This window comes from Segatella baroniae B14, assembly GCF_022024235.1.
Taxonomy (GTDB): domain Bacteria; phylum Bacteroidota; class Bacteroidia; order Bacteroidales; family Bacteroidaceae; genus Prevotella; species Prevotella bryantii.
Genome location: NZ_CP091799.1, coordinates 660,001 through 683,332, shown reverse-complemented (window position 1 = coordinate 683,332; position 23,332 = coordinate 660,001). Strand labels below are relative to the sequence as shown.

Below are 23,332 nucleotides of genomic sequence, written 5' to 3'. Positions count from 1 at the left end.
TATAGTATTATTAGTAATATCATAAAATTATATATTTAAATCAGATCACGAACTAATATTGAGTCCCACTGTTTTATTTGTTTACTGTAAAGTTCAGCTATTTTTTTTATCATGAGATTATCGTGCGGTATTTTTGACTTCAAAACTAATTTAGTATCAGTATTCTCAGCCACGTTGTCTAAAGCATAAACCATCTTACCCATAGATAGCTGATCCGTTTCACATATAGATTCCCACACAATCTTATCTGTAGCTAAATCAACATATTGTTGCAAAAGCCCTGCCCGTCTTAAATTATCAAGAACATCCAACACTATTCGTATGGGCAATTGTATCCTATGGGTAATTTCGATTGCAGATAAAGCTTTATTCTCATTACGCTTTGCCTGGCTAATATGAGCTAGTATTAATCCAGAAATTATCATCAAATCATAATGGCATATTTCAGATGTTTTCAAAAAATAAGCATAATAATCATCATTCTGATTAGCATAACACAACTCACCAAAAAAAAGAATAATATACCATGAAGCTAGCATCCATATCATAAATAAAGGAATAACAGCAAATGAACCATATATAGCATTATAACTAGTTAGAAAAATTTGACCATGTATATAAAAATATTGCAATGCTAACATAAACGCAGATGCGAACATACTTGGAATTATTGTACAACTCAACTTCACATGGGTATTTGGAACATACATATTAACTCCTATAAAAACAGCTGTCAGTAGCAACCACGGTGAAACCACGCGAATCAGAAAACGAAATATACCATCGAGTAGTAAGAAATCAGGAATACGATCTAACACACCAAAGACTAGAACACTAGTACTAGATAGTATAATCAAGATGACTGGTATCAAAAAAATCATCGCTGTATAATCTATTATTAAACGTCCCACTGAACGTTGACGATCAACATGCCATATTATATCAAAAACCATCTCTATATTTCGAATAAGAGATAATATACTATATAGCATAACTAATATTCCAAGACCTATCAAAATTCCTGTTTGAGCTTGATTAAGGTAAGAATCTGCCATTGTAAACAGCTCATCTGCCACTTGAGGTTGAGACTTAAATACCTGTCTTAGAATGTTGTCAACATACATAGAAAGGCCAAAAGCTCTCCCTACTGCAAAAAACATGGCCAATATTGGTACAAGCGCCAATATCGTACTAAAAGATAATTGCGTGGCATAATCCATATGGCCTCTAAGAAAAAAATATCGACATGATACTAATATTTTTCGTGATATTGATTTGCCCCACTGCTGAATTTTAGAGGATCCATTATTTTCCCAAATATCAACTTTTGAAAACTTCCATATTTTGTCTAATAGTCTCATTGGCGCTTAAATTCTTAATAAACACAAATATAGTAATTTTTAAAATAAATGCGTACCTTTGTGCTCAATAAATTATCAAATAGAACAAGCATATATCTCAATAATTATGAATTCAAAAAATAAAATAGTTATCCTTATATTATGGTATACAATATCTACCCTATCATCATATGCACAAACCAAAGATACAATTACACTAGAATCCTTCTTTCAAAACGAAAAAAACATAATAGAAAAACACAGAATACTATGCAAAGAAAAATATAACGATTATATTGCAACTACTACAGAAAAAGTATTAAATGACTTATTGGCCTATAAATTGCCAAATAAAACATCAGAGGGCATTACCAAATACTACCAAAATATATGTGCAAGCAATCTTAAAATAGAAGATATTAAACAACCTATCACAAAACAAATAAATGAACTCATAAAAGAGATTATCACAGAACGAAAAAAGTATATACTATATGTTACAAGAAACCATATTTATGCCAACAAATATCATGCAGCAAGTATAAAATTCATCATAAAAAGAAAAACCGTAGATTGCCCCATCGATTTATTTATGAAAATCATTAACCACCCGATACCTATAGACTGGTCAAGTTTAGGCTTTAACCTATCATCATTATCTAAACCAGGAACAGGACAATTATTACTTAATCAAAAAGAATTAATATCTGCTCAACAAATAGCAAAAAACGAAGATTCAAAGTTTATTGGACCTATAATTAATCAAATAGCTTTATCTACTTCAACAAACATCAAGAATTCGTTATATTACACTACAGATCAAGTATTTGACGATGTAGAAAAAATAATCATTAAATATGAGCCAAACTTTTCGAAATATATTCATGAGGCAAATTAGAAAACCAGATTACTTCAATTTTACAAAAAAGGTTTAATAAATTATGTTTTTTCTCAAAAATATAGTTTTTTGAGAAAATTATCAGATAAAAAAGAGCGTAGATAAAAAAAAATATATTATATTTGCAAAAGTTATGAGGATGTTGATTCTTCATAATTTACATAATAAGGATATAATAGATGTTTGATGCGAATATAAATTTAAGAGCGAATTTATTTCTCAATTGTTAATTAATGACACATGTTAAAGGTGCTTTGGGTAAAACTGGAGCACCCTTTTTTTATAAAAAAATTGTCCCTAATTTCATTTTGTGAAATTAGGGACAATTTAATATTACACTTGTTAAAAACTATCATCGAATACGATCTGCAGCTTTAACCAAAGCCTCATCAGCCTCAATGCTCTTCTTTGCCATAACAGTTAATATAACAGCTATCAAGGGTAAGCATGAAGCAAATGCCATATGATATTCCCCTTTTAAATCACCAATAAGCCCTTGAGTAAATGAAATAAAATATACATACCATACTAAGATTAAGATATTACTTCCGATACATAATTTTATTTGCAGCGTACGATTATTGAAAAGGAAAATATTAACAAGATCAACGATTGCAGATAGCGTCAATATCAAACACAAGGGCCAAGAAACAAATTCCAAATTACCATTTAAATCCTTTACACCCAAATTAAAGAGTCTTCCCCCTAAGCCCAAAGAATCAGACTCTAAAGTAGCAATTGGGAAAAAAAGACAAACAACTATTGCAACAATAGCGAAAAATAAAAAAAGTGTTTGTTTGCGCTGAATCATAATCTATTATGCTTCGTTTACTTTTTCCTTGCTTGGATCACGAAAATAAACATTACCCTCAATAAACTCCTGTGTTGCCAACAATGTTGGTTTAGGCAATTTTTCGTAGTAACGAGAAATTTCAATCTGCTCACGATTTTCAAAAACTTCCTCGAGGCTATCATTATAAGAAGCAAATTCTGCTAATTTCTTATTCAAGTCTTGTTTGATTTCAGCAGCAATCTGATTACTACGCTTAGCGATAATAGCAACACTCTCGTAGAGATTATCTGTTTCTTTCCAGAGAGTTGTAATGTCTCGTGTTACGGTTGATACCGGTGCTTTTGATTTTTTATAATCCATATTTATACGTTGAATTTAAATTTCTTAATTTAATGACATCTCTTTATGAGAGGATATATACTCTTTACATTTTTCAATATATGATTCAGCTGTTTTTCTCTCCTTCGAATCAGGATATTCATTAATAAAGCCGTAGCATTCATCCTCTGCATCTTGGAAACGCTCATATTTTCTCTCATCTACACTCATTTTAGCAAGTTCAAACTTACTTTTCATAATAAGTGTGGCAAACTCTTCACGATTATCACTATATGGATAATCCTTTAAAGCATTTTGAGAAGTAATAACACATGCTTCATAATTATTACCACCATTTGTACAATTACCAAAATAGGAGCCTAAATTATAATAGAGACGAGCATTATAAAGCTCTTTCAAAACTAGCTTATCCTGTAATTCAAATAGACGTTTCTGAGCAGTTGGCTTCATTTTACCGTCTGGATAAACATCTAAATATTCTTGAAAAGCTGATATAGCTGCTATCGTACCACTTTGATCAAGCCTAGGCTCAGGAGTACTCATAAATAAACTCTGTCCTACATAATACTCTGCCATCTCCGAATATGTGCCATGAGGATAAGAAGAAAAATACTTCTTAAAATATTCTGAAGCTGTCTCATAATCTTTCAAACAATATTCAGACATAGCCAACATATAAAGACTTTCTTGGGCATTCTCAGTACCCTTCTCTAATGTTACCAATTCTTGCAACAGAGCTACAGCCTTACTGTATTTGCCATTTGCAAACATTTCCTTGGCATATTCATATTTATAATGAAAATCATCAGACTTATATACCTGATTAAATTCTCGGGCACAACTTGAAAACAAGAGTACCAATGCTATTGCTGATAGAAATACTTTCTTCATTATATTTTTTGCACTTTTGAGATGCAAAAATACAATCTTTTTACCGATTTACAAAGTAAAAAATGTTTTTTTTGGCAAATTATTAATCTTTATAACTCATATTAATTGATAAATTCGTAATTTTGCAAAATATGAACTTTAATTTAACATCAAATTACAAACCTACTGGCGATCAGCCACAAGCAATTAAGCAATTAGTAGAAGGGATCGAACAAGGAGTACCCGCACAAGTTCTTCTAGGCGTAACAGGCTCTGGTAAAACTTTTACCATGGCTAATGTAATAGCTAAAGTAAATAAACCGACTTTAATCTTGAGTCATAATAAGACCCTAGCAGCTCAATTATACCAAGAAATGAAAGGCTTTTTTCCTAATAATGCCGTTGAATATTATGTTAGCTATTATGACTATTATCAACCTGAAGCTTACCTACCTACATCAGATACTTATATAGAAAAAGATTTAGCTATAAACGAGGATATTGACAAACTAAGACTTGGTGCTGTATCAGCTTTATTATCAGGGAGAAAAGATGTAATCGTTGTATCTTCTGTATCATGTATTTATGGTATGGGAGGCCCAGTGGCTATGCAGGAAAGTATAATCAAATTAAAAAAAGGACAAATCATTGATCGTAACGAATTCTTACGAAAGCTGGTTGACGATTTATATGTAAGAAACGACATAGAACTTCATCGTGGTAATTTTAGAGTAAAAGGAGAAACTGTAGATATCGCTATGGCTTATTCTGATAATATTCTACGAGTAAGTTGGTGGGACGATGAAATTGATTCTATAGAAGAAGTTGACTCTGTATCGTTTCACAGAATTGAGAGTTTTGAACAATACGAAATATATCCAGCCAATTTATTTATTACCACTAAAGAGCAAACAGAACATGGTATTCGCATGATTCAAGATGACTTGGTCAAACAAGTTGACTATTTCAATGAAATCGGGGACCATATAAAGGCACAGCGAATCAAAGAACGTGTAGAATACGATATTGAAATGATTAAAGAACTTGGGCATTGTTCGGGTATTGAGAATTATTCCCGATATTTCGATGGTAGACAAGCTGGAGACCGTCCGTATTGCCTTTTAGATTTTTTCCCAAAAGATTATCTGCTTATAGTAGACGAAAGCCATGTCAGCATTCCACAGATTGGAGCCATGTATGGCGGTGATCGTGCCAGAAAACAAAACTTAGTAGAATATGGATTCCGACTTCCTGCAGCATTTGATAACCGCCCATTAAAATTTGAAGAATTCCATGAGTTACTGAACCAGGCAATATATGTATCAGCCACACCTGCTAACTATGAATTAGAAGAATCTGAAGGTATTGTCGTCGAACAATTAATTAGACCAACAGGTCTCCTTGACCCTGAAATTGAAGTAAGACCTAGTGAAAATCAGATAGACGATCTCATGGATGAAATTCTCACGCGTATTCATCGAAACGAACGTGTACTAATAACAACGCTTACGAAAAGAATGGCCGAAGAATTAACAGAGTATCTTTTAAATCACAATGTAAAATCCGCATACATTCATAGTGATGTTGCTACTCTAGACCGAATTAAGATCATGAACGATTTAAGAGCAGGAACTTACGATGTATTAGTTGGAGTAAATCTTTTACGAGAAGGATTGGATTTACCAGAAGTCTCTTTAGTCGCTATACTCGACGCTGACAAAGAAGGTTTTTTAAGAAGTCATAGAAGTTTAACTCAGACTGCAGGTAGAGCTGCTCGAAATATACATGGTAAAGTAATCATGTATGCAGACAATATTACCGAAAGTATGCAAAAAACTATAGACGAGACTGCAAGAAGACGAATGATACAGATGAAATATAATGAAGAACATGGTATCACTCCTCAACAGATTGTCAAAGAAATCAAGAACGAACTAGCATCTGTTAGCAACGAAAACGAACCCGCTAGAACTCGCAATATGGATAAAACAAACAATGTTTATCATGAGTCTGAAGTTGGTACATTTGCAGCTGACCCAATTGTATTAAATATGACTAAAGAGCAACTTGAAAAGAGTATAGCTAACACTACACGACTTATGAAAATGGCCGCAAAAGACCTTGATTTCATGCAAGCTGCTCAATACAGAGACGAAATCGTAAAATTACAGGAAATGTTAGACAAAAAATAGTATAAATGTTTTTTAAGACTATAGTTTTGGACAAATTCAAATAAAATATGTATCTTTGCGATAGAATATATACAAAAATAATTTATAAAATGAGGAATTTTTTAATCAGTACATTTTTTCTTTTGCCTCTGACGTGTCAAGCACAGACGGTACTAACCCCTGAGCAGAAACTTGAACAAGCCCAAAAGCAACTTGAAGAGGCCCAAAAAGCATTAAAAGAGGCGCAAAAAGCAAAAGAAGATGCTGAAAGAAATGCATCTGAGAAATCAAGCAATAGAAATCAAGGCTGGACCATCCCAACTACTCCTCAGAAAAAAACTATAAAAGAAAAAACTAGTAATGACCATATTGATGATTCTAAATATTTAGAAGGAGCTATCACTTATTCAGAAAAAGGTGATATCGTTTTCAAGCTCAAATTAGATCATATCAACATGAGTCAAGACGATATCTATACAAAAATATTAGAATATCTAACAGATCTCACCTCTGATAGCAATCAGTTACAAGGAAGCCGTGTCGCTCTTGTTAATCAAGAAAAAAGTACAATTGTTGCTACCGTAAGAGAATATTTAATATTTTCAAATACATTTATATCTATAGATCGTACTGAGTTCTACTATACAATTATTGCAAAATGTAAGGATAATCAGTTAGACCTATCCATAAGTCGCATAAGTTATAATTATGACCAAGGCAGAGCTACAGGCTTTAAAGAACCTGCTGAAAATGTAATTTCAGACAAATATGCACTTAACAAAAAGCACACTAAATTATCAAGAATTTATGGAAAATTTCGTCGAAAAACAATCGACAGAAAAGATGAGATATTTAAAAATATTAAAGATCTTCTCATAAAATAAAAACAAATAAAAATGAGCCAAGAAGAAGAACAAAAAAAGACAATTAAATCAACAGATAATGAGGAATTAAGAGCTAAGTTTCATCATGCTCCTTTGCATGTGGAAAAACCTCGTGATCAGTACTTCAAGATAAGAAACCTGCTCAATATTATATTTATGCTATTAGCTGCAATCGGATTAATTATCATGTATGCTACAGACATGTATCAGACAGGTGTAATAATCGTGCTTTCAGCAGTTGCAGTCAAGATTATCGAAGTAGGTTTACGTATGTTTAAAAGATAATGAAAAGTTTATTTTCTATATTACTTTCAGTTTGTGCCATAACACCAGTTATGGCACAAACCAATTTAGATGAGGATATAAATAATCCTTATTATTCTACAATGAATCCAAGTAAGTCTTCAGACTCTATTATGTCAAAAGGACATAATAAAAAAATACCTGAAGGTATACGCGTTTGGACCATAGACGAACGTTTTGGTGATCAAAGATCAGCAGAAGTTGACACGTCATCCTATATGTACATGAATACTGTTTTTACAACAGGACTCAGAGGAGAATATAATACAACAGGAAACTTAGGTGCACCAAGAATCAACAGAATATTTATTGACCGTCCTGAAAATAGCCAATTTATATTTACGGATCCTTATGACTATTTTGTGAAACCCGTTGGTACTTTCCATTTTACAAATACATACTCTCCTATTACCAACGTTACGCTTAACGAATGTGGCGATCGTACAAATGGTGAAGATGATTTTAAGGCTATTTTTGCAGTTAATGCTGGCAAAAAACTTGGTTTAGGCTTTAGATTTGACTATAAATACGGAAGAGGATATTATGATTCCCAAAGTACTTCACACTTTGGGTATACTTTCTGGTCTTCTTATTTAGGAGATCGCTATCAAGCTCACTTCTTGGTTAGTCTAAATCACCAAAAAGTAACAGAAAATGGTGGTATAACCAATGATGCTTACGTAACTCACCCTGAAAGCCAATCTACTACTTACACTTCTGATGAAATACCTACCGTATTATCACAAAACTGGAACAGAAACGACAATCAACATATATTCTTTACTCACCGCTATAATGTAGGCTTTAACCGGAAGGTTAAAATGACAGAAGATGAAATCAAAGCAAAAAAATTTGCCATAGCTTCTAAAAAGGAAAACGAAGGTCAAAAAGCAAAAGAGGAAGCACTCAAAAAAGCCAAAAAAGAAGGAAAAAATATTTCAAGAGAAGACTTGGAACACCAAAAGAAATTTACAGGAAGACCTGATGATGCAAAAATCATGGGCGATGAGGCTTTGGTAAACACGAAAGGAAGCGTTGATAGTGGAAGAGTTTCTCTGAACAGTAAAGCCGCAGCAGACAGCCTTATCACTGAACAAAAAAAGGTTGCAGAGGATACTAGTTGGTTAAAAAACGAATATGTACCTGTTACAAGTTTCATCCATACAGTAAAATTTGATAACTTTAAAAGAATATATCAGGCATACAGCACCCCTGCTGATTACTATAATAATACCTATGACTATACTGGTGCATTAGCAGGAGATTCTATCGAGGACCTAACAAAGCATTACGAAATTAAAAATACCTTTGCTATAGCAATGCTCGAAGGTTTTAATAAATGGGTAAAATCAGGTCTCAAATTATTTGCCAACTATGACTATCGTCATTATGAGCTTCCAGATTCTACCGCTTCTGGTATTTCAAAATACAATGAGGGAACTCTAAATATAGGAGGACAGCTAAGTAAAACTCAAGGAACCTTGTTCCATTATAATGTTACTGCAGAAATTGGAGTAGCAGGACAAGATGCTGGTCAAATACAAATAGATGGTCACGGAGATCTCAATTTCAAATTATTCGGAGACACAGTTCGCTTGGCAGCTAACGCATTCTTTCATAGATTGAATCCAAGCTTTTATTATCGCAATTATCATTCACGCCATTTTTGGTGGAGCGAAAATGATAACGATTTTAAACAAATGATTCATAGCCGTATAGAAGGTATCTTTAGCTATGACAAAACCCGAACTCAACTCCGAGTAGGATTTGACCAACTTACCAACTACTATTATTTCAGTCAGAGTTATAATATTACAGATAGCTATTTAAGAACAGGAGTTACTGTAACACCTATGCAAACAACCTCTACAATTGGCTTGCTAACTTTACAACTCAACCAGCGACTGACTTATGGTATTTTAAATTGGGACAATGTATTAACATTCCAACAATCAACAGACCAAGACATACTTCCTGTTCCTAGTTTCAATATATATTCTAATATATATTTGAAATTTAAGATTGCTAAAGTACTAAAATGTGACTTTGGTGCTGATGTCAGATATTTTACAAAATATTATGCACCAGACTATAGTCCTGCATTGGGAAGCTACGCTATTCAAGGCAACAAAGATAATCGAGTAAAAGTTGGTAATTATCCTGTTGTAAATGTATACTTTAACTTCTTCTTGAAACATGCACGCTTTTTTGTAATGATGAGTCATGTAAATATAGGAGGATCAAAAGAGTACTTCTTTACACCTCACTATCCACTTAATGAACAAATTCTTCGTTTTGGTGTAAGTTGGAATTTCTTTAATTAAAATTCACAATGTCTACAGTAAAAATAAATTCTATTAAAGCATGGATACTAGCAGCTCGCCCCAAGACTTTAACAGGCGCAGCTGTACCCGTAATGATTGGAACTGCCTTTGCATGGAAAAATTGCGGGGCAGAAATGTTTCAAATGATTCCCGCAATCTTATGCTTTTTATTTGCATTTGTTATGCAGATAGATGCTAACTTTATAAATGATTATTTTGATTGTCTAAAAGGTAATGATGATAGTTCTACGCGACTAGGGCCAAAGAGAGCTTGCTCTGAAGGATGGATAACTTTAAAAGCTATGCGATGGGGACTAATGATTACTACCCTATTAGCATGCTTAATAGGACTACCACTCATATATTTTGGAGGGATAGAAATGATTATAATTGGCATAATCTGTGTATTATTCTGCTTTCTATATACCACCAAACTAAGTTATATCGGATTGGGAGATTTACTAGTTTTAGTATTCTTTGGAATCATCCCTGTATGCCTCACCTACTATGTAATAGTCCCAAAAGATATGCAGTACATACCATGGACTGTCTTTTTGACTTCACTTGGATGTGGCTTGGTTATAGACACGCTTTTATGCATAAATAATTTCAGAGATAGAAACAATGACAAAAAAGATGGAAAAATAACACTCATCGTTAGACTTGGAGAAAACAGAGGATATAAATTATATCAAACCGTAGGATTCATCGGAGTCATCTTAACCATGATTGCTATATTAATTGAAGGAATGGAAATCGATAAAAATCAAGAAACAATTCTTGCCCTAACAGCTTTTATACCCTATACTATTCTACTTGACAATGCTTCAAAAAAGATGAAGTCTATTTGGAAAGGTAAAGAATTAAACCTCGTATTGGGTATGACAGCCCGCAATATGTTTATTTATGGTTTAACCACGGTTCTAAGCATTTTAATTATCCAATATGTATAAAAATATAATGCTTAGAGAAAACATTCAATAAAATAAAAGAAGAAAATGAGGCAAAATGTAAGTTTGGATCTCATGGAATTTATTGAGACAGAAATACTTCCACGATATAATGCTTTTGGAGAAAGTCATGGCCTACGACATGTAACACGTGTCATGAGAAACTCTATAGAATTAGCTAAATGCACAGGTGCAGATATAGACATGGTATATACTATAGCAGCATACCATGACCTGGGCATGAGTGGACCTAGGGCTATACATCATATTACAAGTGGTAAAATATTACTTGCTGATGCTAGATTAAAAAAATGGTTTAGTATAGACCAAATCAACATCATGAAAGAAGCAGTAGAAGATCATCGCGCATCAGCAAGTAGGCAACCAAGGAGCATATATGGTAGAATCGTAGCTGAAGCAGACAGAGACTTAGAACCTAACGAAGTCTTCACACGAGCTATTCAATACGGCTTAGAAAATTATCCAAACAAAAATAAAGATGAACAGTGGGAAAGATTTCGACATCACATGAAAGAAAAATATTCGAGTTCAGGCTATATTAAACTATGGATTGAACACAGCCCAAACGAAAAAAAGCTGCGAGAAATACAAAACATCATTGAAGAAGAAAATAGACTTAAAGCTATATTCAACGAAATCTACGACACTTTAAAACAAAAATAAAGTTTAAATTATTTGCTTGATAAAAAGAAAAGACTTATCTTTGCAATAGAAAGGAGAAAGGTATGGGTCGTGTCGATTCGATTGGGATACTCATCAAATAATATGTGAAACCGAGAAGACATCCTTTGCCAATGGCGGGCCACATAAACCGCATTTGCGACTAAGCTGTAAAGCCAGTGGATTACAAAGACGGGGAGCTCTCAAATCTTTTTAAGATTGGAGTTTCATCACATCATCGAACGACCCTTTTATATTGAAGGCAGGATTTCATTGAAATTCTGCCTTCACTTTTAAGAATTAATAATCAAAAGAAATAATCAATTATGTTCTCAGGAATAGTTGAAGAAATGGCTACAGTAGTAGCCGTACAAAAAGAACAAGAGAATATTCATTTCACTTTGAAATGTTCTTTTGTAGACCAACTCACCATTGATCAAAGCATTGCACATAATGGTGTTTGTCTAACAGTAGTCGACCTAAAAGATGGAACTTATACGGTTACAGCTATGAAAGAAACTTTAGACCGAAGCAATTTAGGCAAACTTCAAGTTGGCGACAAAGTAAATGTTGAACGATCTATGATTATGAATGGCCGATTAGATGGACATATTGTCCAAGGTCATGTAGACCAAACTGCCAAATGCATCAAATTAGAAGACGCTGGTGGTTCGACCTATTTCACATTTGAATATCCTTTCGATAAAAAAATGGCAGAAAGAGGTTACTTTACAGTAGATAAAGGATCGATAACAGTAAATGGTGTTTCACTCACTGTCGTGAATCCTACAGAAAATACATTTACTGTTGCCATTATACCTTATACACGTGAAAATACGAATTTTTGCAATATCCATGAAGGTAGCATAGTTAATATAGAATTTGATATTCTAGGAAAATATATTGCTAGATTACAAAGTTTGAAATAATTAAATAATTAAAGGTTTACTCTAAAGATTAGTTAAATTCTACTTTTTAGAGTAAACCTTTTTTGATTAACCACATCAAAAAAGTCAGAATTATAATTTAATATAAAAAGCCAATGAATAAATACTGGACAAAGGGTATTTTAGCTCTTTCAATGATAGCTATGCCGATAATGACAAATGCCAAGCAGTGGACACTTCAAGAATGTATTAACTACGCACTGCAGAACAATATTACAATTCAGAAAAATCATCTTCTGAAATTGAAAGCAAATGAGGACGTACTTGAATCAAAAGCTGCCTTATTACCTTCTCTATCAGCTTCAACTTCCCAAAATGTAAATTATACGCCATGGGTTGAATCTGGTGCAGTCAGTAGCGATGGGTATTCTCGCTCTTCTGTTGATAAAGTTTCTTATAACGGTACATATAGTGTTAATGCAAACTGGACTATTTGGAATGGAAATCGAAACAAAAATACCATCAAATTAAATCAACTTGCTTCAGAAAAAGCATCTATTGACTCTGTTACTACCGCTTTAAGCATTCAAGAACAGATTGTGCAATATTATATCCAAATACTCTATTCTAAAGAGGCTATTAAAGTAAATGAGCAAAGTTTAGAAATGAGTAAGGAGAACTTGAGTCGTGGGCAAGAAATGCTAAAAGTTGGTAAAATGAGTAAGGCTGATGTTGCTCAATTAGAAGCACAAGTTGCTCAAGATCAATATAATGTAGTTAGTTCACAAAGTAATGTAGCAAACTATAAACGTCAACTGAAACAACTACTACAAATCACTAATGATGAAGATTTTGATATCGCTGTAACCGAACAGACTAATGAAATGGCATTAAGCTCAGTTCCTTCACTGAATAGCGTATATGCTGCAGCTCTTGAAACAAGACCTGAAATCAAAAGCTATCAAAACGCTATAGACCAAAGCGATATCTCTATAAAAATGGCTAAAGCACAGAATTTGCCAACAATTAGCGCCAACGCTGGTTTAAGCACATCTTCCACTAGCCTGAGCTCTACAAATATAGGGAGTCAACTGAAAACAAACTTTGCATTAGGTGGTGGTTTAACTGTTAGTATCCCAATTTATGATAATCGCTCAAAAAAGACAGCTACTAATAAGGCTATTATTAATAAACAGCAAAGTATACTTGATCTAAAAGACAAACAAACAGAGCTTTACTCAACTATTGAAAATTATTGGATACAAGCTACAAGTAATCAAAATCAATACAAAGCTGCAAGCATAAGTACTAACAGTGCCCTTGAAAGTTATAAGCTCTTAAGTGAACAATTTAAGTTAGGTCTGAAAAATATTGTTGAACTTAGAACAGGAAAAAACAACCTACTTACAGCTCAACAGAATGAATTACAAAGTAAATACCTGACTATTCTAAACATCAATATGCTCAACTTCTATAAAAATGGTTCTTTAGACAAATAAATACAGAGAACATCTATTATATTATAATAATGTTAAAAGGGCAAAATAGATAAAACAACAATATTTATATTAGAACAAATAAAAATCTAGACTTATATGAAAAGAATGAGTAAAATTTGGTATATAGTTATTGCTTTAATAGCAATCGCTATAGGGATATGGTTTTTCTCTAACAAAAAAGAGGAACAACATGTAGATTTCATAACAGAGAAAGTAGCTCCACGTACTCTTGAAAGTACTGTTACTGCTACAGGTACTATCGAACCAGTGACAAGTGTTACTGTCGGTACACAGGTTTCTGGTATTATCGACAAGCTATATGTTGATTATAATAGTATAGTAAAAAAAGGACAAGTAATTGCCGAGCTTGATAAAACTAACCTTAACAGTCAATTAAACACAGCCAAGGCAAACTTAGCTAGTGCACAAAGTAAATTAGCATACGAACTTGCTAATTATAATCGCTATCACACTCTTTACAAAAAGGGACTTGTCAGTGCAGATGACTATGAAAATGCTCTACTTGCTTATAATCAAGCTAAAGCTACACTTAAAACATCTAAAGAAAGCGTCGCACAAGCCCAAACTAATCTTAGTTATGCTACAATTACATCTCCTGTCGATGGTATTGTCCTGAGTAAGAGTGTAGAAGAAGGCCAAACAGTTGCAGCAAGTTTCAGTACCCCAGAACTCTTCACCATTGCACAAGATCTTACCAAAATGCGTGTTATTGCTAATGTTGATGAAGCTGACATTGGTAATGTTAAACAGGGTGACAAAGTAAAATTCACTGTTGATGCTTTCCCTGATGATACTTTTCATGGTTCTGTAACCCAAGTTCGCCAGGAGGCTACAACGACAAATAATGTTGTTACCTATGAAGTTGTAATCTCTGCTGAGAATAATGACTTAAAACTCAAACCTGGTTTAACCGCTAACGTAACCATTTCTACTTCTGAAAAAGTGGGTGTTCTCAGTGTACCAAACAAGGCTCTTCGTTATACTCCTACCAAAGAAACAGTAGGCAATAAAAAAATAATTGATGTAAATGCCAAAAATAAAGTATGGGTCGTTGAAGGCAACACTATCAAAGCATACAAAGTCAACATAGGTGAAACAGACGGTACACACACTCAGATTTTAAGTGGTATTTCACAGGGTAAGAATGTTATAACAAATGCACAAGCAGTAACTTCTTCTGAAGAGGAAAGCAGTCAGGAAAGCAGTCAGGAAAGCAGTCCATTCACACCTGGTCCACGTAAGAAAAACAACAAAAAATAATCATTTTTACAGTATATCATATGACTGAAGAAAAAAAAGACAAGAAAATTGTCATCGAACTTGACAACGTCAAGCGAGAATTCCAAGTCGGAGGGGAAACTGTTCATGCCTTACGTGGTGTAAGCTTTAAAATATTCGAGGGTGAATTTGTCACAATTATGGGAAAATCAGGTTCTGGAAAATCAACACTCCTCAATCAGCTTGGATGCCTCGATACCCCTACCAGCGGCGAGTATTATTTGGATGGTGTCAGCGTTCGTACAATGTCTAAGTCACAAAGAGCATTACTACGTAACCGCAAAATCGGCTTTATATTCCAGAACTATAATCTGTTGCCTAAAACAACAAGTGTAGAAAATGTAGAACTTCCTTTGATGTATAATGGCAATGTTAGTGCCAAAGAGCGTCGTGAAAAAGCTATTCAATCTCTCGAAGCAGTTGGCTTAGGAAGCAGACTTTACCATAAGAGTAACCAGATGTCCGGTGGTCAAATGCAACGTGTCGCTATAGCCCGTGCCCTAGTTAATGATCCTGCTGTAATCCTTGCTGATGAGGCAACAGGAAATTTGGATACAAGAACTAGTTTTGAAATTCTAGTTCTATTCCAAAAACTTCATGCAGCTGGGCATACCATTATCTTTGTCACACATAATCCGGACATTGCCAATTACTCAAGCAGAAACATCGAACTACGTGATGGACAAATCATTAGCGATGAAATCAATAATAATATTCTGAGTGCTGCAGAAGGGCTAGCAGCCTTGCCAGCCAACACAGATGAATAATTCAAGCCTATGAATTTTACAAATTTATTTAAAATAGCCTTACGAGCAATTTTTGCCAGCAAAATGCGATCATTTCTGACGGCATTAGGCATAATTATAGGTATAGCATCTGTAATAACGATGCTCGCTATTGGTCAAGGTACGAAAAAAAGTATACAAGCCAACATTTCATCAATGGGCTCTAACATGATCATGATTACACCAGGAGCAGACGTTCGAGGAGGTGTAAGACAAGACGCGTCTTCAATGGAAACATTAAAACTAACAGACTATGAAGCTATAAAAGAGCAATGTGACTATATCTCTGCTATAAGCCCTACTGTTAGTAAGAGTGGACAATTTATCTATGGTAATGAAAACACTCCATCATCCATGTATGGCGTTAATCAAGATTATCTTACCATTCGACAGTTGAGTATTAGTGATGGGGAAATGTTTACTGAAACCGATATCAAAACAAGTGCTAAAGTCTGCATATTAGGACAGACAGTAGTAGACAATCTATTTCCAAATGGTTCCGACCCTGTCGGGAAAATAGTAAGGTTTGGCAGTATCCCGTTCCGCGTTGTTGGTGTTTTAAAGAAAAAAGGATACAACAGTATGGGAATGGACCAAGATGATTTGGTACTGGCACCCTACACTACTGTTATGAAACGTATATTGGCCCAAACATATTTGGGGGGTATTAACTGTTCTGCCATCACGGAAGACGTTTCATCTAAAGCACAAGAACAAATATCAGAAATTCTCCGTAAGAATCATAAACTAAAAGATGCAACAGAAAATTCAGAAGCTGATTCTGACGATTTCACAATCAGAAGTCAAGAAGAAATTGCAAGTATGATGAATTCTACATCATCTATGTTAACTTACCTATTGGCTGCTGTTGCAGGCATATCTCTAATAGTTGGTGGAATCGGAATTATGAATATCATGTATGTCAGTGTGACCGAAAGGACACGTGAAATTGGCCTTCGCATGAGTGTTGGTGCAAGAGGCTTAGACATTTTGAATCAGTTCCTCATAGAAGCAATAATGCTTAGTGTAACAGGTGGTATAATTGGTGTTGTATTAGGTATTGGAGCATCATTTGCCGTAAAATCAATACTCCATTGGCCTATTGTCATCGAATCATGGACCATTGTTATGAGTTTCGCTGTATGTACATTTACAGGCGTATTTTTCGGTTGGTATCCTGCCAAAAAGGCAGCTCAATTAGATCCTATTGAAGCTATTCGTTATGAATAACAGTATAAACATATACTAACAAATAAAGGTGGTCAATAATGACCACCTTTATTTGTTAAAATATTTCTTCAGGGCTATTAACAAATACAGAGCCTCCATGGCGCACAAGAAAATCTTTATCTCTAAATCCCCACAAAACACTAATACAAGGCATTCCACTATTTTTAGCAGTCATTATATCAACATCACTATCTCCTATATATACTGCATTATCAGCTGTAACCCCCAATTGCTTTAACGCTTCTTTCACCGTATCAGGTGCAGGTTTCTTTTTTATATTTTCGCGCTCACCAATTGCAACCTGAACTGTATCTGAAAAGAAATGATGGCATAGTTCTTGAGTTGCTGTATAAAATTTATTACTAACTACAGCTATATTTTTATGATTAGAATGCAGTCTATCCAACAACTCTAAGATACCAGGATAAGGTCCTGTATGGTCTAAATTATGATGCAAATAATGCTGGCGAAAAGTATTATATGTTTCGTCAAATTTGGGATTATTAAGTCCCTGAGGAATAGCACGTTCCATTAACTTCTTTACACCATTACCAACAAACATTCTAACCTCATCTAGAGTACGTTCGGGCATATTATTTTCATGCAAAGCATAATTACAGCTCAACATTAAATCTTCAAGAGAATCCAACAGGGTTCCATCCAAATCAAAAATGTAAGTAGAAAATTCCTTCATCTTTTTACCATTAGTCTTTACAAAAGTACCATAAACCGTCCATTCTACCAAGATTTTAAATAATTTTAAACCTATCCACACATTTTTCTTTATTAATGATTGAGTTAATCGATTAATTCGTATCTTTGCAAAGTTTTAAAACAGAAAAATAAAAAATGAAACCATCAACTTGTAAAAAGTACATCATAGGAGCAAGTGTGTGCCTATTGGTGATTCTAGGTTTAGTTTATTTCTATTTCTTTGCTGGTATGTCCTCAAAGAAAGGAACAAGTTATATCTACATTGATCAGGATGATAATATAGATTCTGTCTACGCTAAGTTAGATACTATAGCTACCAGCAGATCTATGCATGCCTTCAAGACACTTGTACGCCACAGTAAATATGCAGACCATATTCGTACGGGCCGATATGCTATAAAAAACGACATGGGAGCATTTATTACTTTTAGACATTTAAAAAACGGCATGCAGGACCCAGTAAGTCTAACCATTCCTTCTGTTCGGACTAAAGGAGATTTAGCTGCTGCTGTAGCCAAAAAGACCATCATCGACGAAGAAGAATTGTACGACTCACTAGCAGATGAATCTTTCTGCGAAAAATACGGATATGACACTGCTACTATCGTTTGCTTATTTATCCCAAATACCTATGAAATTTATTGGAATGCGTCTATTTCTAAATTCATGGATCTCATGAAAAAAGAAAGCAAAAAATTTGGGATTTTAACCGAACAGAAAAAGCAAAAGCCATGCAACTCACACCAAATGAAGTAATAACCCTTGCAAGCATCGTTGACGAAGAAACTGCTAATGATGCGGAAAAGCCAATGGTTGCAGGAATGTATTACAACAGACTAAAACTGAGAAATGCAGAATATCCTAATGGAATGCCACTACAAGCAGACCCTACTATTAAATTTGCATGGAAGAGATTTGAACTTAAGCGTATTTACAACAACCTTTTGTCCATCAATAGCCCATATAATACTTACAAAAATACGGGACTACCACCTGGACCTATTCGAATACCTACAGTAGCAGGTATAGATGCAGTACTTAACCACATTAAACACGATTATTTGTACATGTGTGCCAAAGAAGATTTCAGTGGTACTCATAACTTTGCAAGAACATATCAAGAGCATCTTAAAAATGCCGAAAAATATTCTAAAGCATTAAATGAAAGAGGTATTAAATAATACCTCTTTTTTTTTATTTCATAAAATATTCGAAAAAGGAAAATGTTATAAAACATACAATGAACATTTGGAAGTATAAAAATATTTCATTATCTTTGCAATGTTATCCTAAATACAATCTTTTTACCTTAAAGAAAACTAATACCTATTGAGATGAATGCCTCCCACTGCGAAGTGAGAGGCATTTCGCTTTTTTTTAAAGAACTCTTTGATTATTCATAGGAAAATTAGTATCTTTGCATAAAATTATCTATACGACTATGGCAGTTAAAGAAAAAGAAAATACTGAAGAGAAAAGTATTAGTTTTGTTGAGCAGCTAATCGAAGAAGATTTGGCAGCAGGTAAAAATGGTGGTAGAATTCAGACACGCTTTCCTCCTGAACCAAACGGATATCTTCATATTGGCCATGCCAAAGCCATTTGCATGGATTTTGGTGTAGCAGAAAAATATAACGGAGTATGTAATCTGCGCTTTGACGACACCAATCCTAGCAAAGAAAACAATGAGTATGTAGAAAATATTCTACATGATATTTCATGGTTGGGTTTTAAATGGGGTAATATTTACTATGCTTCAGACTACTTTGAAAAGTTGTGGGATTTTGCTATTTGGATGATTGAAAATGACCACGCCTATGTTGATGAGCAATCTGCTGAAGAAATAGCAAAACAGAAAGGAACTCCAACCACTCCAGGTACTGATAGTCCATATCGTAATCGACCAATAGAAGAAAGCTTGCAGCTTTTCAAACAGATGAATACACCTGAAGCTAAAGAAGGCAGCATGGTTCTTCGTGCTAAATTAGACATGGCAAACCCAAACATGCATTTCCGCGATCCAATCATGTACCGCATTATTCACACACCCCATCATCGTACTGGTACAAAATGGAATTGCTATCCAATGTATGACTTTGCACATGGACAGAGCGATTATTTCGAAGGTGTAACCCACTCTATCTGCACATTAGAGTTTGTTCCTCATCGTCCTCTCTATAACTTGTTTATTGATTTCCTAAAAGAAAAAGACGGCTCTGCAGACGTTTTAGATGATAATCGTCCTCGTCAGATTGAATTTAATCGCTTAAATCTTACTTACAATGTAATGAGCAAACGCAAATTACACACCTTAGTAGATGAAAAGTTTGTTAGCGGATGGGACGATCCACGAATGCCAACACTTTGCGGTATGCGCCGTAGAGGTTATAGCCCAGAAAGTATTCGTAACTTTATCGACTCAATCGGCTATACTAAGTTTGATGCTCTTAATGACATGGCCCTATTAGAAGCTGCTGTTCGTGAAGATCTTAACAAAAAAGCAACACGTGTAAGCGCTGTACTAGACCCTGTCAAACTGGTAATCACAAACTATCCAGAAGATCAGACTGAAGACATGGATGCTATCGATAATCCTGAAGATGAGAATTCTACAACCCACAAAATTACATTCAGTAAGAATCTGTGGATTGAAAGAGCAGACTTCATGGAAGATGCACCTAAGAAATTTTTCCGTATGACCCCAGGTAAAGAGGTCCGTCTAAAAAATGCCTATATCGTCATGTGTACAGGCTGTACTAAAGATGAAAATGGAAATATAATAGAGATTCAGGCAGAATATGATCCTGAGAGCAAGAGCGGAATGGCTGGAGCAAACAGAAAAGTAAAAGGTACATTACATTGGGTATCAGCAGATCACTGTAAACCAGCAGAAGTACGTGAATATGATCGTCTTTTTAGTGTTGAAAATCCATCTGCTGATGAAAGAGATTTCCATGAATTGCTCAATCAGAATAGTCTTAAGATCAATAAAAACTGTTTTGTTGAAGACTATGCTGCAACCAAGAAGGCTGGAGAATATCTACAATTCCAAAGAACGGGTTATTTCATGGCAGACCTAGATTCCACACCTGAGCATCTTATCTTTAATAAGACTGTAGGTCTCAAAGATACTTGGGCTAAGCAAAATAATAAATAATTAAGCAAGAAGAAGTATTGAGTAATAAAATCTTCGAAAGCAAAGAATTTCGTCATAACCTCCAAATGTATGAAGAAGCTTGTAACACAGGCAACTCCATCTATTTGGAGGCTGATGATTTAATTGATATAGCTGAGTACTATCAGAGTAAAAGGGAGTATAAAAAAGCAATAGCTGCAGCCGACTATGCTATCTCGATATTTCCGGGAGCAACTAGTCCCCTACTTTTTCGATCACGAATGAGTTTGATATATGAAAAAAATAGCCAAAAGGCTAATGAATGGGCTGACAAAATTGAAGATAAAACAGATTTAGATTATTATTACCTCAAAGCAGAAATTCTGATAGCAGATAATCACGAAAAATTAGCCGACAAATATCTTGAAGAAATATTTGAAAATATATCTCAAGACGAGCATGATGAGTTCTGTCTTGATATAGCCAATTTATATATAGATTACAATCTGTATAAATATGCTAAGAAATGGATGAATTGTGCTAATAAAAAAAATTATACCCTGTATCAAGAAATAGATGCACAAATTGCATCAAGCGAAGGAAATTATGTAAAAAGTAAAAAAATCTACAATAAGATTTTGGATAAAGACCCGTACAACAATATATATTGGAATAAACTGGCTACGGTACAATATTTATCGAATGAAATAGATGATTCTATAGTTAGCTGTGAATATGCTATAGCTATTGATCCTAACGATTTTGAAGCTTATTTTAATAAAGCTAATGCACTATTCTACTTACATAAATACGAAGAGGCACTGAAAAATTACAAAAAGGTTGCAGAACTTAATCCTAATGACGAAACTGGTGAGATGTTTCAAGGTATAACTCTGTCAAGCATGTCTAAATTCGAAGAGTCAATTTCTCATCTTGAAAAAGCAGAAAAGCTACTTGATAAGTCATCACCCAATAGAATAGAAATATTAAAACAGTTAGCTTATAACTACGATCAAGTTGGCAACACAGAATTATCGTATAAGTATATCAAGAAAGCTTTAAATATAGATCCAACTAATCCTGACTTACTCGTTCTTGAAGGGCACATGGATTTGGAAAATGGAAAAGTAGACGAAGCAAAATCTGTATTTGAAAAAGCAATAAATATGTCAATTAATTCTGAAGAAGTAATGCTACACATAGCCCTGTCATTTTATGATAACGGTTATACCAATGCTTCATATAAACTTCTGAATACACTTGTACATATTCACCAATCTCATGAATCTACTCCTAGTTATGTATGGAAAGAAATTTGGATCTATTTGGCCCTTTGTGCATTGACTTTACATGATCATGATAGAATACCTGACTTTCTAGTCAAAGCTGTGGAAAAAGATCCAGAAAAGTCAAAAACCATCTTGGGACCATTCTTTCCAGAAAAACTAAAACCTGAGGACTATTTAGAATACTATAAAAGTCACATAACGCAGTATTAATCAGTAATAATAATTATAAAATGGGAGGAATACTTCAAACATTACTTAGTAACTTAAACTATGGTACTATTTTTTTACTAATGCTATTAGAAAGTACCGTTATACCTGTACCTTCAGAGTTTGTTGTAACACCAGCATCCTATCATGCAGCTGGTGGAAATTTAAATTTTTGGCTAGTAATTCTTTTCGCTACCATCGGAGCAGACTGTGGTGCAACCATCAATTATATAGCAGGTTATTATCTAGGTAGACCTGTCATCTATCGTTTTGCTAACAGTAAATGGGGAAAAGCATGCATGTTGAATCAGAAAAAGGTAGAAAAAAGCGAAAAATATTTTGATGACCACGGTATGGTTGCAACAATATCAGGTCGACTTGTACCAGGAATACGCCATCTTATATCTATTCCAGCAGGATTAGCCAAAATGACATTCTGGAAATTTTTATTATATACAACTATAGGTGCTGGTGTTTGGAATATAATTTTAGCAGTATTAGGCTTGTGGCTACATTCTTTCGTACCAGAAGAACAACTAGAGAATAAAATTTCAGAATATGGCGAATATATCAAATTTACAATTATGGCTATCGTAGCTATTGCATTGATATATTTTCTAATAAAATGGTATATTAATCGACAAAAAAGTCAAATTAACTAAATAAAAAAACAGGAATTCTCAAGAAGAGAATTCCTGTTTTTTTATTTAATAATTTTATTTAGTAATAACCTTATTCAGTTCTTCTTTCCATT

The 23,332-nt window shown here is 34.1% G+C and carries 21 protein-coding genes and 1 pseudogene (1 of these 22 cut by a window edge); 16 read left to right on the top strand and 6 right to left on the bottom strand.

Annotated elements, in window-relative coordinates; genetic code table 11:
• Positions 1-35 precede the first annotated feature (35 nt).
• The gene (locus tag L6469_RS02860; protein WP_006282462.1) at positions 36-1,361 is read right to left on the bottom strand and encodes a YihY/virulence factor BrkB family protein; all 1,326 of its coding nucleotides are present in this window, start codon (positions 1,359-1,361) and stop codon (positions 36-38) included.
• 106 nt (positions 1,362-1,467) lie between these two features.
• On the opposite strand from L6469_RS02860, the gene L6469_RS02855 reads away from it, so the two are divergent.
• A complete protein-coding gene (locus tag L6469_RS02855; protein WP_074613658.1) occupies positions 1,468-2,238 on the top strand; it encodes a hypothetical protein in 771 nt (256 codons plus the stop codon).
• A 352-nt stretch (positions 2,239-2,590) separates the two neighbouring features.
• On the opposite strand, the gene L6469_RS02850 is transcribed toward L6469_RS02855, so the two are convergent.
• The 3 genes from L6469_RS02850 to L6469_RS02840 are packed head-to-tail and all read right to left on the bottom strand — an operon-like array spanning position 2,591 to position 4,261.
• Positions 2,591-3,049 (bottom strand): DUF4293 domain-containing protein, encoded by a 459-nt coding sequence (locus tag L6469_RS02850; protein WP_006283003.1) that lies wholly within the window; start codon positions 3,047-3,049, stop codon positions 2,591-2,593.
• A 6-nt stretch (positions 3,050-3,055) separates the two neighbouring features.
• Entirely contained in the window at positions 3,056-3,391 is a 336-nt protein-coding gene (locus L6469_RS02845; protein WP_006283004.1) for a DNA-directed RNA polymerase subunit omega, read from the bottom strand.
• A 24-nt stretch (positions 3,392-3,415) separates the two neighbouring features.
• Entirely contained in the window at positions 3,416-4,261 is an 846-nt protein-coding gene (locus tag L6469_RS02840; protein ID WP_006283005.1) for an outer membrane protein assembly factor BamD, read from the bottom strand.
• A 131-nt stretch (positions 4,262-4,392) separates the two neighbouring features.
• Here L6469_RS02840 and uvrB point away from each other — a divergent pair, with 131 nt between their 5' ends.
• The 11 genes from uvrB to L6469_RS02785 all read left to right on the top strand — a co-directional run bounded on the left by uvrB (position 4,393) and on the right by L6469_RS02785 (position 17,253).
• Complete coding sequence (gene uvrB, locus L6469_RS02835; RefSeq protein WP_006283006.1) at positions 4,393-6,432, top strand: excinuclease ABC subunit UvrB; 2,040 nt, start codon at positions 4,393-4,395, stop codon at positions 6,430-6,432.
• Positions 6,433-6,521: 89 nt separating this feature from the next.
• A complete protein-coding gene (locus tag L6469_RS02830; RefSeq protein ID WP_027453545.1) occupies positions 6,522-7,295 on the top strand; it encodes a DUF4468 domain-containing protein in 774 nt (257 codons plus the stop codon).
• Between the two features lie 12 nt (positions 7,296-7,307).
• On the top strand, positions 7,308-7,580 hold the full coding sequence (locus L6469_RS02825; RefSeq protein WP_006283008.1) for a hypothetical protein: 273 nt from the start codon (positions 7,308-7,310) through the stop codon (positions 7,578-7,580).
• Entirely contained in the window at positions 7,580-9,922 is a 2,343-nt protein-coding gene (locus L6469_RS02820; RefSeq protein ID WP_074803077.1) for a putative porin, read from the top strand. Before L6469_RS02825 ends, L6469_RS02820 begins: the two co-directional genes overlap by 1 nt.
• A gap of 8 nt (positions 9,923-9,930) precedes the next feature.
• A complete protein-coding gene (gene menA / locus L6469_RS02815; RefSeq protein ID WP_006283236.1) occupies positions 9,931-10,875 on the top strand; it encodes a 1,4-dihydroxy-2-naphthoate octaprenyltransferase in 945 nt (314 codons plus the stop codon).
• A 45-nt stretch (positions 10,876-10,920) separates the two neighbouring features.
• Complete coding sequence (locus L6469_RS02810; RefSeq protein WP_027453548.1) at positions 10,921-11,556, top strand: HD domain-containing protein; 636 nt, start codon at positions 10,921-10,923, stop codon at positions 11,554-11,556.
• A 323-nt stretch (positions 11,557-11,879) separates the two neighbouring features.
• A complete protein-coding gene (locus tag L6469_RS02805) occupies positions 11,880-12,482 on the top strand; it encodes a riboflavin synthase (protein ID WP_006283238.1) in 603 nt (200 codons plus the stop codon).
• 113 nt (positions 12,483-12,595) lie between these two features.
• Entirely contained in the window at positions 12,596-13,939 is a 1,344-nt protein-coding gene (locus tag L6469_RS02800; protein WP_006283239.1) for a TolC family protein, read from the top strand.
• 96 nt (positions 13,940-14,035) lie between these two features.
• On the top strand, positions 14,036-15,220 hold the full coding sequence (locus L6469_RS02795; RefSeq protein WP_006283240.1) for an efflux RND transporter periplasmic adaptor subunit: 1,185 nt from the start codon (positions 14,036-14,038) through the stop codon (positions 15,218-15,220).
• Positions 15,221-15,240: 20 nt separating this feature from the next.
• A complete protein-coding gene (locus L6469_RS02790) occupies positions 15,241-16,005 on the top strand; it encodes an ABC transporter ATP-binding protein (protein ID WP_006283241.1) in 765 nt (254 codons plus the stop codon).
• A gap of 9 nt (positions 16,006-16,014) precedes the next feature.
• Positions 16,015-17,253, top strand: coding sequence for an ABC transporter permease (locus L6469_RS02785; protein ID WP_074613653.1), 1,239 nt, complete (start codon positions 16,015-16,017; stop codon positions 17,251-17,253).
• Between the two features lie 55 nt (positions 17,254-17,308).
• Here L6469_RS02785 and L6469_RS02780 read toward each other — a convergent pair whose 3' ends face one another.
• Entirely contained in the window at positions 17,309-17,947 is a 639-nt protein-coding gene (locus L6469_RS02780; RefSeq protein WP_027453552.1) for an HAD family hydrolase, read from the bottom strand.
• A 155-nt stretch (positions 17,948-18,102) separates the two neighbouring features.
• Here L6469_RS02780 and mltG point away from each other — a divergent pair.
• The 4 genes and pseudogenes from mltG (at position 18,103) to L6469_RS02760 (ending at position 23,240) form a co-directional block, all read left to right on the top strand.
• Positions 18,103-19,148 (top strand): annotated as a pseudogene (gene mltG / locus L6469_RS02775) (endolytic transglycosylase MltG).
• Between the two features lie 260 nt (positions 19,149-19,408).
• Positions 19,409-21,124: a glutamine--tRNA ligase/YqeY domain fusion protein gene (locus tag L6469_RS02770; protein ID WP_039870042.1), complete on the top strand. Its 1,716-nt coding sequence runs from the start codon at positions 19,409-19,411 to the stop codon at positions 21,122-21,124.
• A 17-nt stretch (positions 21,125-21,141) separates the two neighbouring features.
• Positions 21,142-22,581: a tetratricopeptide repeat protein gene (locus L6469_RS02765; protein WP_006281927.1), complete on the top strand. Its 1,440-nt coding sequence runs from the start codon at positions 21,142-21,144 to the stop codon at positions 22,579-22,581.
• Positions 22,582-22,601: 20 nt separating this feature from the next.
• On the top strand, positions 22,602-23,240 hold the full coding sequence (locus L6469_RS02760) for a DedA family protein (RefSeq protein WP_006281928.1): 639 nt from the start codon (positions 22,602-22,604) through the stop codon (positions 23,238-23,240).
• Positions 23,241-23,294: 54 nt separating this feature from the next.
• Here the strand turns inward: L6469_RS02760 and L6469_RS02755 are convergent, their stop codons facing one another.
• Positions 23,295-23,332, bottom strand: partial view of a xylulokinase gene (locus L6469_RS02755; protein ID WP_006281929.1) — the 3' end only. The gene runs 1,459 nt beyond the window's last position; 38 of the gene's 1,497 nt are visible here — the last part of the coding sequence; its start codon lies off the right edge, out of view — the gene reads right to left on this strand; its stop codon occupies positions 23,295-23,297.

Excerpts from the sequence above, each read along its gene's own strand:
- L6469_RS02860 (WP_006282462.1), bottom strand. The coding sequence starts at position 1,361 with ATGAGACTATTAGACAAAATATGGAAGTTTTCAAAAGTTGATATTTGG.
- L6469_RS02855 (WP_074613658.1), top strand. The coding sequence starts at position 1,468 with ATGAATTCAAAAAATAAAATAGTTATCCTTATATTATGGTATACAATA.
- L6469_RS02850 (WP_006283003.1), bottom strand. The coding sequence starts at position 3,049 with ATGATTCAGCGCAAACAAACACTTTTTTTATTTTTCGCTATTGTTGCA.
- L6469_RS02845 (WP_006283004.1), bottom strand. The coding sequence starts at position 3,391 with ATGGATTATAAAAAATCAAAAGCACCGGTATCAACCGTAACACGAGAC.
- L6469_RS02840 (WP_006283005.1), bottom strand. The coding sequence starts at position 4,261 with ATGAAGAAAGTATTTCTATCAGCAATAGCATTGGTACTCTTGTTTTCA.
- uvrB (WP_006283006.1), top strand. The coding sequence starts at position 4,393 with ATGAACTTTAATTTAACATCAAATTACAAACCTACTGGCGATCAGCCA.
- L6469_RS02830 (WP_027453545.1), top strand. The coding sequence starts at position 6,522 with ATGAGGAATTTTTTAATCAGTACATTTTTTCTTTTGCCTCTGACGTGT.
- L6469_RS02825 (WP_006283008.1), top strand. The coding sequence starts at position 7,308 with ATGAGCCAAGAAGAAGAACAAAAAAAGACAATTAAATCAACAGATAAT.
- L6469_RS02820 (WP_074803077.1), top strand. The coding sequence starts at position 7,580 with ATGAAAAGTTTATTTTCTATATTACTTTCAGTTTGTGCCATAACACCA.
- menA (WP_006283236.1), top strand. The coding sequence starts at position 9,931 with ATGTCTACAGTAAAAATAAATTCTATTAAAGCATGGATACTAGCAGCT.
- L6469_RS02810 (WP_027453548.1), top strand. The coding sequence starts at position 10,921 with ATGAGGCAAAATGTAAGTTTGGATCTCATGGAATTTATTGAGACAGAA.
- L6469_RS02805 (WP_006283238.1), top strand. The coding sequence starts at position 11,880 with ATGTTCTCAGGAATAGTTGAAGAAATGGCTACAGTAGTAGCCGTACAA.
- L6469_RS02800 (WP_006283239.1), top strand. The coding sequence starts at position 12,596 with ATGAATAAATACTGGACAAAGGGTATTTTAGCTCTTTCAATGATAGCT.
- L6469_RS02795 (WP_006283240.1), top strand. The coding sequence starts at position 14,036 with ATGAAAAGAATGAGTAAAATTTGGTATATAGTTATTGCTTTAATAGCA.
- L6469_RS02790 (WP_006283241.1), top strand. The coding sequence starts at position 15,241 with ATGACTGAAGAAAAAAAAGACAAGAAAATTGTCATCGAACTTGACAAC.
- L6469_RS02785 (WP_074613653.1), top strand. The coding sequence starts at position 16,015 with ATGAATTTTACAAATTTATTTAAAATAGCCTTACGAGCAATTTTTGCC.
- L6469_RS02780 (WP_027453552.1), bottom strand. The coding sequence starts at position 17,947 with ATGAAGGAATTTTCTACTTACATTTTTGATTTGGATGGAACCCTGTTG.
- L6469_RS02770 (WP_039870042.1), top strand. The coding sequence starts at position 19,409 with ATGGCAGTTAAAGAAAAAGAAAATACTGAAGAGAAAAGTATTAGTTTT.
- L6469_RS02760 (WP_006281928.1), top strand. The coding sequence starts at position 22,602 with ATGGGAGGAATACTTCAAACATTACTTAGTAACTTAAACTATGGTACT.